Source organism: Butyricimonas faecalis (genome assembly GCF_003991565.1).
Taxonomy (GTDB): domain Bacteria; phylum Bacteroidota; class Bacteroidia; order Bacteroidales; family Marinifilaceae; genus Butyricimonas; species Butyricimonas faecalis.
Genome location: NZ_CP032819.1, coordinates 1,668,606 through 1,683,238 on the forward strand (window position 1 = coordinate 1,668,606; position 14,633 = coordinate 1,683,238).

Below are 14,633 nucleotides of genomic sequence, written 5' to 3' on the forward strand. Positions count from 1 at the left end.
CGGATTGGCGGTGTTTCTTTTTTATCACGCTGCGAGAAAGAGCATCCTGGTTTACGAGCAAAACAGCGTATGTATAACGAATATCAAAAGAAAAAATATGGTTGACATCATGTCATTGACAAAGATGGGAGGACAAGTAGCACTAACCGTTACTCCCGAAGACCTTCACCATTTTGCAAATGCTCTCTTGGCGCAGTCACGCAAGGAATGGGAGGAACAAGCTGCGTCTGCTCGCAAGGAAGAATCTGAGGAAACATTTCTTACAACAGAGGAGGTCTGCAAGATTTTCAATGTATGTCCTGCTACCCTATGGCAGTGGCATCGCACAGGCTACTTGCAACACATCAAGTTTGGCAACAAGAACATGTACCCTGCCTCGACAGTCAAAGCCATTACACACGCTCGCTCCATGAACGAAACAGTTGTAGGCTATTGCAAACGGAAGAGTAAAGTGGACAAGAACTTGCCTAATGCTTACGACAACGATAGTAAAGAGAACGTATGACGTATATCGAACACATGAACCAGCTTTGGCGTTCTGCTTTGTTGTCGCCAATGCCAGCGAGTGAGATAGCCTTGTTTGCCTACCTTGTGAACGAGAGCAACAAGCGGTATTGGCAAATGCCGTTTGCGTGCTCCACAACAAGAATATGTGAAGACTTGCGCCTTTCAAGGCAAACTGTCATCACGGCACGGAAGCATCTATCCGAGCGCAAACTTATCGCTTTTACAGAAGGCAAATCCCGCCATCTACCGTCCAATTACACACTGCTTGAATGGACAGATAACTTGACAGTAGGCTTGACGGATAACTTGACGCATGGTTTGACACAGGACTTGACACATATTAAAGATAAAGACAAACACCAAAGCAAAGATTCTTTTATAAAGGGAAGATGTGAGATTTTTGACAGTAAAAACGGAGGTGTATATGGAAATAGCAAACGAAAAGAAAATCGCAGGACTTGTCCAGTTCCTGCGGAAGGGACGGACTATGACGGGGCGTTTTAGACTGCCTATGTTGGAGGAGCAGGCATACGAATATCTTCTGGCAGCATATATCATGGAAGTACAGATCCGCTATCGCAGGTTTATCTATAATGGTTTTGTTGAAGAGCAACTCAAACAGGTAGCCAATTGCCTGACTGCAAACACTGCAAAGTTCGGAATCGTTCTATGTGGCGGATGCGGCAACGGCAAGACCACTATGCTCAAGGCTTTGCAGAACCTTGTCAGACGATTGGAAATCCTCAAACCGAACCTATCGCCTAATGCTGGACATAGTTCTGATAACTACTATAGTTTTACCATTGTCAATGCCATGCAGATTGTGCAAATACGCAAGACGGATTATAATAAGTTTTGCAAATTGGCGGAAGCTGATATATTAGGTATAGACGATATTGGTACTGAACCTGCTGAAGTGCAGGACTACGGCAATTTCATTTATCCCATCAAGGAACTCTTGGCTATGCGGTATGACGCACAACTGTTCACGGTCTTCACCACAAACCTTGAGCCCAAGGAAATCCGTCAGCGATATGGTGACCGAATTGCCGACCGACTCAACGAGATGATGACAAAGGTGGTCTATCGTAATCTAACCTACCGGACGGAAAACGCACAGATGGCGGATAGTCAAGGATAGAGGCAGTCTTTCGTGAGGGAGCCGACTTTTTGCAAAAGTCCATGAACATAATAGGGACTTTTAGATTCACCTGCTGACGCTGTTCACTTAAAAAGTCCTTCTATTATGCTCAGGCTTCGCCCGAGACCTGCTGCCATTATACCGAGTTACGCCTTTTACAATGTCAACAAGACAGAAATACAATATGCAAAGCAACATACCACGTGCCGCTATCCATGTCGGCAAAGACAAGAAATCATTCTCCGCCCAAGTGGGCAACGAAGCCGAGCGCAGAGGCTGGGACGAGAATGTTTATCGTCTGAAGAATGCCGACAAGGAGAAGAACAATCATTACAACTTCTCTCGCAAGAATCTCAACTTCGAGATAGTCAAGGATGGAAAGATTGTCCCTCTTGGTTCCAATCCCATTCCACTCCATGAGCGCATTCAGATGCGCCTTGATGAATTGGGATTCAAGCCATACATGGATGCCAGGCATCCAGACCAAGTATCAAAGAACAGTCCGAACTGCACTGTCGCCATGATATTCAGTGGCGACCACGACGTGCTGTACAACCTCGCTTTTGGCAACCAAAGGATAGACACTGCCAATCCTGATGCAGATCATAGCCACATCGTATTGCAACAAGGCATTTATAAATGGGCAAAGGACACCTACGACTTTGCCTGTCGAAAATGGGGCGAGGAGAATATTATCAGTTTCGCAGTCCATTGTGACGAAACAAGTATCCATGCCCATGTGCAGACTATTCCTGTGGAGAAAGTCAAGAAACGTGGACGCATTGGTAGCAAGTATGTCAACAAGAACAATCCCGACATAGTGCTTTCAACTAAGGAATGGAGAGCATTACCCAAAGAGGAACGAGACAACTACACCAAGCAGACTGCCTCAAAGGATTATGTTGAGTGTGTGTCTTATGCCAAGGTGTGGGGAGAGACGAGAAAAGCAAAGTCGGAATATCTCTCGCAACTTCATACAGACTATCACAATGAGGTTGGCCGCAAGTATGGTCTTGCACGCGGTATCCCTTACAATGAATTGTCAGAGGAGGAAAAGCGAGGACGAAGGCATAAGAACAAAGTCGTTCTTGAAGCCGAGCGACAGGCGAAAGCTGCTCTTGACAAGGTGGAGAAATACGCTGTTCTTGCCACTATTGACAAGCAAGAGCTCACCTTCCCTCTTCTCAATATCAAGACACCTGTTCAAGAGGCAATGGATGCCGTTAAGAAAGAACTTGCCATTCCTATTCCTGCACTTATCGGACAAAAGACTTGGCGAGAGGAACGGACAACAAACATCAATGATGCTATCAAGGCTCTTGTAACAGCCATCAATGTTGAACGTGATAAGCAGAATTATGGTATACGAGCATCTGTCAACAAAACTTACACTTACTATATGCAGCAACTCAATCGCCTTATCAATGAGAATAGGTCGCTTGAAGCAGAGAACATAGTCTTGAAAGAAGAAAACGCAATAGTCAAAGAGCGTATATCTCAACTTGACGAGAATGCAATCAAACGAGTGGCTGCAGAAAAAGATGAAATGATTGGCCGTCTTAAAAGGCAACTGTCAGTTGCAAGGGATGAACTCACAGATATAGGCAATGACTACAATGCACTATTGTCAAAGTATAGGAATCTTGTTCTTCAATGGAATGAGATGAGGCATCAACCTGAAATCATAGATGCGATGCTGCGTGTGGAGGAACGCAAGAAAGAGGAAGCGGCAGCTAAACGAGAGGAGCAAGCCAAACAATCCAGATACCAAGACATCATAGACCGATTTATAAATGAAGGGTACGATGCCCTCAAAAGTTTCTCAAAGACAGGACGGATAGACTTCATTGAGAAAGAAGCCAACGCTATCTATTATGGCATCATGGCAACAGCATCAAAGTACAACCTTTCTCTCGACTCTGCAAAGAGAGTGGAAGCAGCCACAGACAAATTCCTTGCAGGTATGGTATGGGATGATTGCAGTAACTTTCGCAAGGAATGTGTTACATCATGGACAAAGATCTTTGCCACAAAGGGAGTCGTTTATACCGAACCCCTTTGTCAAAACTTACTTGCATTTGTCGACCACATGTCATGCAGCGCCGATACCTATGTCTCACTCAGCGGCTCAAACGGATGTGCCGACCAGCTTACGAATTGGGATGGCACACAGAAGGTCGGCTTGGGAACACCAGCCAAGAGAAAGACGCAAAAGCGTTGACCTTACACATAATGTATGTCACACAAAAGCACAGTTTCAACAAGTCCAATTTTGGGTAACTCCTCACCAATTCCCACCAATTCCCCAGTTAACAATAAGATTTTTTTGAGATTTATTCTTTATTCTGATTAAAAATGCCTATATTTGCACTCGGACTATCATGTCTCAACTGAATATCAGCCCAAGACGAGTTCTTGTAGAAGATATAATGAGACAGCTCACGCCGTGTGGAGCATGGTAAAATCGAAAGACATATCTGTGCGAAGCGGGCTTGGGTGGGACGATAGTTCTGACATATTGAAGGCGTTTACTCGACGCTGTGTTTAAGACGTACCGAATCTTGCAAATTCAAAATCCAGTCTTGAACGTAGCAACGGTAGATGTCCCGGGTGTGATTATATCAATCCCGTGGAGACCTTGTAAGCATAGATTGTGTCCTTGGGGGTGCAATGTAATATGCTGTATAGGTCTCTTTACGGATGCGATTTTCATATCGGCGTGGGCTCTAACGTTGTCTGTTCAACTGGATTTGGCAATGCAAGAGCCTTGGTACGTGGGACGGACAACAGGACGACTCACGCTTTTTTTTGTGTCGCAACTTAACCGAGTTCTGTCTAGAATAAAGTTAGCACCGATATGAAAATCGATGAATGTACACCAGAAAATGTACACACCGTTGGAGATGGTGAAACTCCTCCTTGCGCTGGGCTTACCCCCAACGTCCTCCCCGAAGCTCAAAGCACTATATCAGCAGTGAGTTCACATACAGGGGTGTCCACCAGAAATGTGCATACGGGAACGACATTAAAGCAACAGAAGCAGGAAGATACTCCCCATTGGTACGCCCTCCGTTGCACATATGGAAGAGAGAAAGCAGCATACGATTATTTTGTAGCTAAGGGCATCATCGCTTTCTATCCCACTACTAATGCAGTTAAAATTATCAACGGCAAACGCAAAGTTGTCGCTGAATCACGATTGCCCAACATTTTCTTCGCATTCGGTACAGAAGAACAAATTAAGACTTTTGTTTACGACAACGTAAACCTCCCATTCCTTCGTTTTTACTATCGCCACGTCCACGTTGGCTGCAGAATCAACAAGACACCATTGATAGTCCCCGACTATCAGATGGAAAGTCTGAAGATTATCTGTGCAGCCGATGCGGACAATACTATCGTGTCGTTAGACGAAGTGCCCAAGTTCGAGAAAGGTCAATTAGTACGAGTTGTTGACGGTGCATTCAAGGGAGTCGTTGGACGAGTGGCGAGATGGCAAGGACAACAGAGAGTAGGTGTGGTTGTTGAAGGTTTGATAACGATGGTGACAGCATATGTGCCAAATGCGTTTCTAGAATTAGTTGAATAATAACAAAAATGTTTATGAAAAAGATACTATTCCAATTTGTATTATGTGTATCATTTGTCATCAACATATTGTTATTATGCCCTTATAGGATATAGATGTTTTGAAGGACAGAGTTATAGTTATAAATTCTATAAGTTTATATTGGATCCTTGTGTAAAGAGAGGTCCAAATATCTCAAATTAAATGTCAGGGGCATGGATGGAGTGTCTTTTGAAAAGATTCTTTTGCCGTTCCAAAACATGGAAGCTTGATTTGAGATAGTGGCAATCACTAATGCCAACAAAAGTACAATTAAAATAAAGATTAAAGAAGTTCATATGAATAAAAAGTTCATTATTCCGATTGTGATCTGTACAATCATCATTATTGCAGTTATCTCTACCTGCGTTGGGAAGGGTAGTAAGATCAAACTAACATGGGATGCAGTACCTGCTCCAAAGGAAACAAAAGACTCTATTGAGCTAAAAGTATATGTAGAAAATTCCGGTAGTATGGATGCGTATATGTGTGCTGGATCAAATCTAAAAGATGCAGTTTTTGATTATGTAAGCGACTTGAAGCGATTGACTACATCCTGTTCATTGTACTATATCAATTCGAAAGTTATCCCTTTCACTGGGGACTTAAATACATATATTAAAAATCTTACCCCACAATCTTTTGCTAAAGCTGGTGGAAACCGAACGAATACAGACCTTCGTCAGATTTTTGACACGATAGTAAAGGCTAATGGCAAACAAACGGTTTCTATATTTATCTCAGATTGTATCCTTGACATTCCTCAGAATGCGATTGATTTTTTAGGGAATTACCAGATTTCTATTAAAAACACGTTTAATGAAGCTCTGGCAAAAAATCCCGAATTGGGAGTTGAAATAATCAAACTTGACTCCAAATTTAGTGGTTTTTGGTTTTGCGGACATAATCGGGAATTTTTGAAGGATGTAAAACGACCTTACTATATTTGGGTAATTGGTAATCAAAGGTATTTGGCTGAATTCAACCAAAAGGTTCCTGTCGAGAATATTATAGGCGGTATTAAAGAATATTGTGCGTACGCAGCTCCACAGAAAATACCATTCGATATGAGTAAAAGTACTTATGTAACAAACCATTCAGGAAAAATACATATTGAATTACTCGTAAATTTAAGAGGATCGTTGCAAAGCAGCAATCTGTATAAGAATATTGCACAATACAAATCTGCTAACCCTCAACAAGTAGCAGTGGCGTCGGTTGAAGAGATTATTGCTACAGATAGTCCGTATAGCCATGTTGTCACTTTAGAAATCTCCAATCCCGAGACATTGAAATCAGAAACGGTTTCTTTTTCTTACCCTTATTTGGCAACATGGATATCTAATTCAGATGACACAACAGGACAAAATATAAAAGAAAATCTTGACAAAACAACAGGACTAATGGCACTGATTAAGGGTGTGGCAGAAGTCTATAAGAACTCAACTACATATGGATCGGTTTCCTTTGAATTAAAAAATAAATAAAGTTAAATATCATGAGTGAATTTTTTGGAAGTATCTACTGCTGGCTCGAAGACTTCTTTGGAATAGAACTTGCAGAGTATCTTTGGGGAGAATCATCTCCAGAGCAGTTAAGCAACATGTTTATTGGCATCGGCCTTACCATGTTGGTGATTTCCCTAATTGTAGCTGTCTGCTACTATTACATTATTAATCATCCACGCCTGAACAATTGGTGGGGATGGCTTATATTCTTGGGTATTAACGCTGTGATAAACTTTGTAGTCGGATGGCAATGGGTTCTTAAAGATTATTATGCAGGATTAATGGTAAAAAAAGATGCCGCGACCCAAAAGATGGTTGACCTTCCTATCTACTCAGATGACATCCTTGCATTTGGAGTTACCAATATGCTTGATGCTATCATAGCTTTCATCATATTCTCGTATATTATCAAGTGGTGGAGTACAAACTGCTCCCGAGCTCCATTTTAACATATAAATATTATTAATCATGGCCAAACTATATGTATTCGGAATTGGAGGAACAGGTGCACGTGTTCTCCGTTCTTTCACAATGATGATGGCGGCAGGTGTAAATATTGGTGCAGACGAAATCGTGCCTATTATTATCGACCCCGACGCTTCTAATGCAGACTTAACAAGAACTGTAGCCCTTATGAACACCTACAGGACTATTCATTCTTCCCTTTCATTCACCCCGAAAAATGAGTCAACTTTCTTTAGAAAAGAGCTGTCCCAAATTCTTGTGAACTATACTCTTCGCATAAATGACACCGATGATAAGACATTTTTGCAGTTTATTGATCTTCCTTCCATGGATAAATCATCGCAGGCCATGATGAGAATGCTATTCTCTGAAAAGAACCTCGGCTCGTCTATGGATGTAGGCTTCAAGGGCAACCCCAATATCGGGAGTATTGTACTCAATCAAATTGTGGATTCTAATGACTTCCAGGATTTCGCCAACAACTTCGAATCGGGTGACAAGATTTTTATCATTAGTTCCATTTTTGGTGGAACTGGTGCAAGTGGTTTTCCTCTTTTATTGAAAACTCTTCGCACTGGAACTAACTTCCCAAACAATGATCTGATTAACCATGCAGAAATTGGTGCCATCACCATTCTTCCATATTTCAAACTGAAGAATGACGATGAAAGCGAGATTGATTCATCGACCTTCATCTCTAAGACCAAATCCGCATTGGCTTATTACGAAAACAATATCAGCAAGAATAAGTCTATTGATGCGCTTTATTTTCTTGCTGATAATGTTACAAATACCTATGAAAACCACGAAGGTGGATCAGCGCAGCAAAACGATGCTCATCTCGTAGAATTCCTTGCTGCTACTGCTATCGTGGATTTCAGTAACAAGCAACACGCAAATACGTCAAACAAAGAACTTGGTCTGAAGGAACTCACTAATTCTGTTACATTCGACTCCTTCTACGAGAATCAAAAACGTTTGCTTTTCGCCCCTTTGACAGAGTTCATGATGATGACCAACTGCCTGAATCACAAATTTGACTATTATTCGTCTAAGGATTTCAATGCCAACAATGACAACTTCAATGGTCTGTACGGGTCTTCTTTTATGACGGAGCTTCAGAACCTTACAGGTTTGTTCATCGAATGGCTTGACGAAATGAAGAGAAATAAACGCTCATTAGATCTTTTCAACCTTAACACAAAAGATAAACCTTTTGAGGTCGTCACAGGAGTTAAGCCTAAAAAGATAATCAGCCTTAAATCTGATTATGATTTAGTGACCGATCGTTTGAACTCAGCTGTCAAGAAATGCCAAAGTAAAGAAGACAACGACAAGTTCCTTGAAATGTTCTTCCTTGCCATGAGAAAATTGTTTAACGAAAAATTTAATGCGTAGCCATGTCAAAAGTATTTAGACTATATCGAGAGGGAACGTCCACCATTCGAGAATGGAACGAAAGCCCAGCATTCCCATACAATTCCAATGCTCGGGACACAATAGAAGATCCCGATGGAGCAAGTGCCAAAAATGAAATTACTTCAATCCCGTCTCCGTTTGCAAGAATAGATCTTGTGAAAACAGCCTTTAAGGAAGTATGTCGTAGAGCGACTCGTGATATTAGAGAGTTGGAAGGCAACACCATATTTCATAAGATGGTGTCAGATACTTTAGATGTCGGTGAGATCTTTTTCAATATCGATAAATTCAAAGATAAGATTGAAATCATCACTTGGAATCCGTCCGTGATGATTGATGCTCTGAAGAACGACCAAAACGCAAGCCACTTCTATGTGGCCGATGCCCTACAGAAGTATCTTGTTTCCGATGCTCGCACATATAACTTCGGACAGTTGAAGAACATCTATCTTCTGAATTATACGAATGGGCCAGATGAATTAAACATCATCGGTGCCACTTCACCGTCAACGTTATTCTTTAGCGGTGCGAATAGCCTTGAATATATTCAGGACATATTCTTTGCAAACAATGACCGCCCATTTGACGGCGACTATGTACCCCTTTATAAAAGAGACTTCGACTACATTAAGGCATGGTGGACACTCCGAAAGACAATCCCCGGCTTCTCAAACCTGTTCCCAGAAATTGAGAATTATCTTAACTTGACATTCAGGGCTATTTCAGACCAGATAATCAAGAACAAGTTAAACGAGATTACCCCAGCATCAGCTAAGGATTTCTCTTATATTGACGTGCAGTCACATCAACAGAGTAACCAGGTTGAAGTTCTTGGTACTGTCCTGTTTAAGAAGAAATCTTCAAGAGAAATTGAAAACGAGTTTACAATCCGTCCCGAACGAAGCGTAGCAGGTGTGAAGCCTCTTGTTCTTCCCGTTGAAGCAGGAAATAAATATGCTAGTCTGCAATATGCTAATGGTACATGGGGAAACACAAATAGAGCACCATACAAACCAAATGTTTCTAACATCGAACGTAGAACGCTACCTTATGAAGGCTCAACTTTTGCATATTTGACCATAGGAGATTTCCTTGAAGATTCTATAGTCAAGGTCCCTCATTCTTTGAATAAGAAGTATTTCTTCGACGGGAATATTAAAGATGTAGAGCAGATGACCTCTTTCTTACTCCCGATTAAGCCTCTTTACTTCAAGTACTTCTCCATTGAAACACTCAACTCAATTATGCCAGACGGTAAACCAGCGTTTGAGATGGAATCCATTGCCGGTGGCTCAGTAAATGTAGTTATACGCATACCTATTATGGGTAATGGTAATATAACTTACATTGAGTATCAGCGTATCTATTATGCCCAGAGGCAAGCTGAAGTCTCAGAGACTCAAAACTCTGGTGGCATGACAACCTTCGATTTTACAGGTCTTGTAATGCCTGCCATAAAGTTCCAAAATGAGGACGATGCTCTATATACGGTTTCCTGCGTAAGTACATTCTCCAATCAATTCAATTTTGATTTTTACCGAGAAGGGGAAATCATACGTGATATTCCTGTTGATTGCAGAAACAAAGAAAAAGGCCTGTTCGACTTTAAGGCCGAAACCTATACAATCCAGAATAGCAACTTTGACTTTATCAGAGTTTCTAATAAGGGAGGCGTTAGCAATGTAATTATTCCAAACTTCCTCACACATCAAAATCTGGAAGACTTTGAATTTGCTGTTGACTTGGGTACATCCAATACACATATTGAATTTAAGAAAGCTGACAATAATAGTTCTGACTCTTTCAACTATAAAGACTCAGAATCTATATTCGCAGAGTTCTTTGTTCAGTCCTTCCGCGAAATTCAAGGAAAACTCATTCCTTTAGATTTGATTGATGAAAACGACTTGATGGTTCGTGATTTCATTCCTGCTGTGGTAGGAGATGACTCAGATTTTTCTTTCCCAACACGAACCGCTTTGTCATATGCAAAATCTACTGACTGGACGGAGAAATTAAGAACATTCGGCTTAATAAATTTCGATATTACATACAATAAAAAATTAGGCATTGCATACAATGCAAAGCCTATGGTCAATATAAAATGGAGTAGCAAGCCTAATGCACAATCAGCAATGCAAGCTTACATCCGTAATATCATGATGATAATTCGCAACAAGGTCATTGCAAATAACGGTAGCCTTGCGCGAACAAAAATCACATGGTTCTATCCAAACAGCATGTCACCGCGCCGCCTTGCTCAACTACGCATGGCATGGAACGACTCCTACACAGAATTGTTTAACCATGATGGTGCGACAAGAAATCTATCAGAGTCTGTTGCTCCAATACAATTCTACTTCCGTAGATATGCGACAGCAACGAACCTCGTTAATGTGGATATTGGTGGTGGCACTACTGATATTGCCTTCTCTTCAAACGGCAAAGTAGAATATATCACGTCATTTAAGTTCGCTGCGAACTCGCTCTTTGAGGATTCTTTCTCTGACATTAATCCTAATAATGGTATTGTAGACTGGTTCAAGAATGACATTCTCGGACTTCTTCAGTCAAAACCAGAACTTAACGAACTAGTAAACATCTTTAATAGCAACCTCGGACAACCTGCAAATATGGCATCATTCCTTTTCTCGCTGAAAGATAATTCTGCCACAAAAGGACTTGCCCGTAATAATATTGATTTCAATAAGATACTTCAAAATGACACGAAGTTTAAGGTGGTGTTCATCATCTTCTATACTGCCATCATTTATCATATCGCTCAAATTGTAAAGGCAAAAGGGCTGAAAGCACCTCGTCATATAGCATTTAGCGGTAATGGTAGCAAGATTATTAGCATCATATCGTCTGACGCAAAAATTCTTGGTAAATACACAAAAATCATCTTCGAGAAAGTTTTGGAATCTGAATATGGTTCTGCCCTTGATATTCTTGGATTGGAGCAGGGCTCTAATCCTAAGGAATCCACATGCAAGGGTGGCTTGATTGCAACAGAAGCTTACGATGAAGAGCCGGAAACTTTAGTTCTCCGTGACTCATCTGGCAAACTGGCTGGTGCAAGTGATACCTATGCGTCAATTTCTGAAACTCAAAAAGCAGATATTGTTAAGTCTGTAAAAGACTTCTTCCGATTTACTCTTACTGAAATGCCATCAGCATTCAACTTAGACAACAACTTCGGTGTTGATAACGTCACTATGAAGATTGCGAGAGAAGAATGCACAAAGGACTTGGAAACATACCTTGATAAAGGTATAGAACTCTCTATTAAAGAGTCCGGAAATAAGGATAATCTCATTGAGGATGCAATTACGTTCTATCCAATTAAGGGAGTCCTTCAGTCTCTTTCAAGCAAAATTCAAGAGTATTATTTAGAAAATTCAAGTATATGAAAAAAGTTTATAGTCTCATAGTGTTGACTGCCGTCTTAGCTTTATCTTCTTGTAGTTTCTTTGAGGATGATAAATCTTCAAAAGGAAAAGATGAGATTAGGACAATCGTGGAACTTCCTGATTCTGTAAAACAAAAAATTGCAGATCATGATACTCTTATGACAGAACTCTTAAATAAAGTTGATACACTTACAGCAGAGTTAAATTTAACCAAGGAAGAAAGCGCAGAGATGAAAGAAAAAATAGCAGAATTGAAAAGCCCTAAAAGTACATGGGCTTACATTTCAATTGGGGCTTTTATTCTTGGCTTGATAGCTCTTATTATATCTCTTCTTAAACCTAAAGGAATAAAAGAAAAACAGGTATATGAAATTGTTAAGAAGTCTCTTGACGAATCTCGTAGAATTAAAGAACTTCAAGTAAATGTAAACAACTTATTATCTTCACAACGCAATAATAGAATGTCAAATATAAGTTCTTCTTATGCGCCTAACTCTGACAGCCGTTTACGCCAATTGGAAAATCAAATGGCTCAAGTAATTGGAATTATTAATAAGATAACAGTCACTGCTTCCCAACCCGTATCCACACGGAAGGAGCCTGCTCCTTCACGAAAGGAAAATGAATATCAAAAAGTAGGGTATGCAAAAGTCGATACTGACATATACTTTACTACGATATATGAATCGAATCAAGAAGGTTGTGTATTTAAACTTACCTTCACCTGTCAATCTAAAGGTAAGTTTAACATTATTGCCTTGGATAAGATTCAATCTAGAAATGATTGGCAGAAGAAAGTTGAATGTAGTGGTGTTTCTATAAAAGAAGCAACAGATTTCCGCCTTGAAGACGAGGGCATTTGTGAAAAAATTGACGATAACACATGGAAAGTCACAAAACCACTTAAAATCAAACTGATCAAGTAAATATGTCACTATTAGTTCCTATCATAGTTGCGTTTATAATCGCACTACAGATATTCTTCTTCGTGAAGAATGTACTACGCATGAGAGATTACAAAAAAATCTTTGCGGAAGAAAATTCTTGGGGTATCGCTCATAATCCTGAGACGAATTTCGTTTCTGGTATTTATGGACGTGGTAACAATGTTTTTGAATCAATCAAAGAATCAATCAATAAATACTTAGAAAATAATTCTGGATCAGTGATTGATTTCTCGCTTTTGAAGGATGCAGTGGACCGCCACTGTGATTCTGTGGAGAATGACATCAACACGCTTACACCAACTCCACTGTATTGCGGGCTCGCAGGAACGATGGCAGGTGTGATTGTCGGTTTAGGTTCTCTTATTACGACGGGTAGTATAACAGACCTTCTTTCATCTGGATCTGGAAATTTTGGAACTGCCGCAGAGGGTGTAAACGATTTGTTGTCAGGGGTCGCATGGGCAATGCTTGCCAGCATCATGGGTATCATGCTCACCACCATAGCATCATTATTATTTAAAAGGTATAAACTGCAAGGTGAATCCGGCAAGAATACATTTCTTGCATGGCTTCAGGCAAAACTACTGCCAGAGCTGCCTTCTGATACCTCCGATGCACTCAATCGCTTGGTGAAGAATCTTAATAAGTTCAACAACACTTTTGCTGAGAACACCTCTTCACTGCGCGGTGCATTGCGTGAGGTTAATGAATCCTACCGCATTCAGGGCGACGTTATCAAAGCCGTACATGACATGGACGTGATGAAGATGGCAAAAGCAAATGTTCGCGTACTTGAAGAACTGAAAGAATGTACCGACAAATTGGAGCAATTTAACAAGTATTTGGATGATATTCACGGCTATACTGATGCAATCCATACTTTTACCACTCAATTTGAGCAAGAAGCTAACCGCTTACATGTATTAGAGGAAATTCAGCAGTTCTTTATGCGTCACAAAGCAGAAATCGCTAAAGACTCTGCTGATGTTGACGTGGCATTGCGAAATGCGCTGCGGACTTTGAAAGAAACAGCCAGCTCCAATACAAGCGAACTTAATTCAACTCTGGTTCAGCAAGCAGAAGAGTTTAAGAGAATAATTGCAGACGAGAGAGAATCTTTTGAAAGGTTAAATACTGAGTTAAGAGTTCAATTTGGAGCAGAACTAAACCAAATTCCGATGCTACAAAAGCAGCTTGTAGAAATCGCAGGAATTCCTGGCAAATTAGATAAGCTCATAGACCGCATGGAACGTTCTAACAGTTCACTTGCTTCACAAGTAAGTAGTACAATGACACAAACTGTCAAGGAACTTACCTCTGTTTCTTTCAGAGGGGAGTTCTCGCCTTATTCAGTCCAGCCTATTCTGCCAAGATGGATGAAGTGGATTGTTGTTGTGTCAGTGATTCTTATTGCATTGGCTTGTATCACAAACACAGTCTATAATATTTGGTTCGCATCTGATAGTGCGTCGATAGAAGCTACCGTTGAAGATATAGATGAGAAAACAGACTCCACTTTGGTTATACAACAAATGAAGGACAGTGTACAGATGAATCCTGTTCAACAACCTGCCCAAGCGGCTTCTGTACAGCAAGTCCCTTCTCAAAATGCTAACAATTAAGTAT

The 14,633-nt window shown here is 40.6% G+C and carries 11 protein-coding genes; all 11 read left to right on the plus strand.

Annotated features, from left to right (window positions below; translation table 11 throughout):
• Positions 1-97 precede the first annotated feature (97 nt).
• Positions 98-505, plus strand: coding sequence for a helix-turn-helix domain-containing protein (locus tag D8S85_RS07540; RefSeq protein WP_127074936.1), 408 nt, complete (start codon positions 98-100; stop codon positions 503-505).
• Positions 502-1,011, plus strand: a complete 510-nt coding sequence (locus tag D8S85_RS07545; protein ID WP_127074937.1) for a helix-turn-helix domain-containing protein — start codon at positions 502-504, stop codon at positions 1,009-1,011. Before D8S85_RS07540 ends, D8S85_RS07545 begins: the two co-directional genes overlap by 4 nt.
• Positions 899-1,648, plus strand: coding sequence for a P-loop NTPase family protein (locus D8S85_RS07550; RefSeq protein ID WP_240648904.1), 750 nt, complete (start codon positions 899-901; stop codon positions 1,646-1,648). Before D8S85_RS07545 ends, D8S85_RS07550 begins: the two co-directional genes overlap by 113 nt.
• Positions 1,649-1,808: 160 nt before the next feature.
• The gene (mobV, locus tag D8S85_RS07555; protein WP_317128931.1) at positions 1,809-3,869 is read left to right on the plus strand and encodes a MobV family relaxase; all 2,061 of its coding nucleotides are present in this window, start codon (positions 1,809-1,811) and stop codon (positions 3,867-3,869) included.
• A 636-nt stretch (positions 3,870-4,505) separates the two neighbouring features.
• Entirely contained in the window at positions 4,506-5,237 is a 732-nt protein-coding gene (locus tag D8S85_RS07560; protein WP_127074938.1) for a UpxY family transcription antiterminator, read from the plus strand.
• A gap of 317 nt (positions 5,238-5,554) precedes the next feature.
• The gene (locus tag D8S85_RS07565) at positions 5,555-6,742 is read left to right on the plus strand and encodes a hypothetical protein (protein ID WP_127074939.1); all 1,188 of its coding nucleotides are present in this window, start codon (positions 5,555-5,557) and stop codon (positions 6,740-6,742) included.
• Between the two features lie 11 nt (positions 6,743-6,753).
• Positions 6,754-7,212, plus strand: a complete 459-nt coding sequence (locus tag D8S85_RS07570) for a hypothetical protein (RefSeq protein WP_127074940.1) — start codon at positions 6,754-6,756, stop codon at positions 7,210-7,212.
• 19 nt (positions 7,213-7,231) lie between these two features.
• Positions 7,232-8,626, plus strand: a complete 1,395-nt coding sequence (locus D8S85_RS07575) for a hypothetical protein (protein ID WP_127074941.1) — start codon at positions 7,232-7,234, stop codon at positions 8,624-8,626.
• A gap of 2 nt (positions 8,627-8,628) precedes the next feature.
• Entirely contained in the window at positions 8,629-12,060 is a 3,432-nt protein-coding gene (locus D8S85_RS07580) for a cell division protein FtsA (RefSeq protein WP_127074942.1), read from the plus strand.
• Positions 12,057-12,986 carry a coiled-coil domain-containing protein gene (locus tag D8S85_RS07585; protein WP_127074943.1) on the plus strand — a complete coding sequence of 310 codons (930 nt, stop codon included), beginning with the start codon at positions 12,057-12,059 and terminating at the stop codon, positions 12,984-12,986. Before D8S85_RS07580 ends, D8S85_RS07585 begins: the two co-directional genes overlap by 4 nt.
• 80 nt (positions 12,987-13,066) lie before the next feature.
• On the plus strand, positions 13,067-14,629 hold the full coding sequence (locus D8S85_RS07590) for an AAA family ATPase (RefSeq protein ID WP_127074944.1): 1,563 nt from the start codon (positions 13,067-13,069) through the stop codon (positions 14,627-14,629).
• The last annotated feature ends 4 nt before the right edge of the window (positions 14,630-14,633 follow it).

Coding starts and splice junctions, on each gene's coding strand:
- D8S85_RS07575 (WP_127074941.1), top strand. CDS start 7,232: ATGGCCAAACTATATGTATTCGGAATTGGAGGAACAGGTGCACGTGTT.
- D8S85_RS07560 (WP_127074938.1), top strand. CDS start 4,506: ATGAAAATCGATGAATGTACACCAGAAAATGTACACACCGTTGGAGAT.
- mobV (WP_317128931.1), top strand. CDS start 1,809: ATGTCAACAAGACAGAAATACAATATGCAAAGCAACATACCACGTGCC.
- D8S85_RS07580 (WP_127074942.1), top strand. CDS start 8,629: ATGTCAAAAGTATTTAGACTATATCGAGAGGGAACGTCCACCATTCGA.
- D8S85_RS07590 (WP_127074944.1), top strand. CDS start 13,067: ATGAGAGATTACAAAAAAATCTTTGCGGAAGAAAATTCTTGGGGTATC.
- D8S85_RS07540 (WP_127074936.1), top strand. CDS start 98: ATGGTTGACATCATGTCATTGACAAAGATGGGAGGACAAGTAGCACTA.
- D8S85_RS07570 (WP_127074940.1), top strand. CDS start 6,754: ATGAGTGAATTTTTTGGAAGTATCTACTGCTGGCTCGAAGACTTCTTT.
- D8S85_RS07565 (WP_127074939.1), top strand. CDS start 5,555: ATGAATAAAAAGTTCATTATTCCGATTGTGATCTGTACAATCATCATT.
- D8S85_RS07585 (WP_127074943.1), top strand. CDS start 12,057: ATGAAAAAAGTTTATAGTCTCATAGTGTTGACTGCCGTCTTAGCTTTA.
- D8S85_RS07545 (WP_127074937.1), top strand. CDS start 502: ATGACGTATATCGAACACATGAACCAGCTTTGGCGTTCTGCTTTGTTG.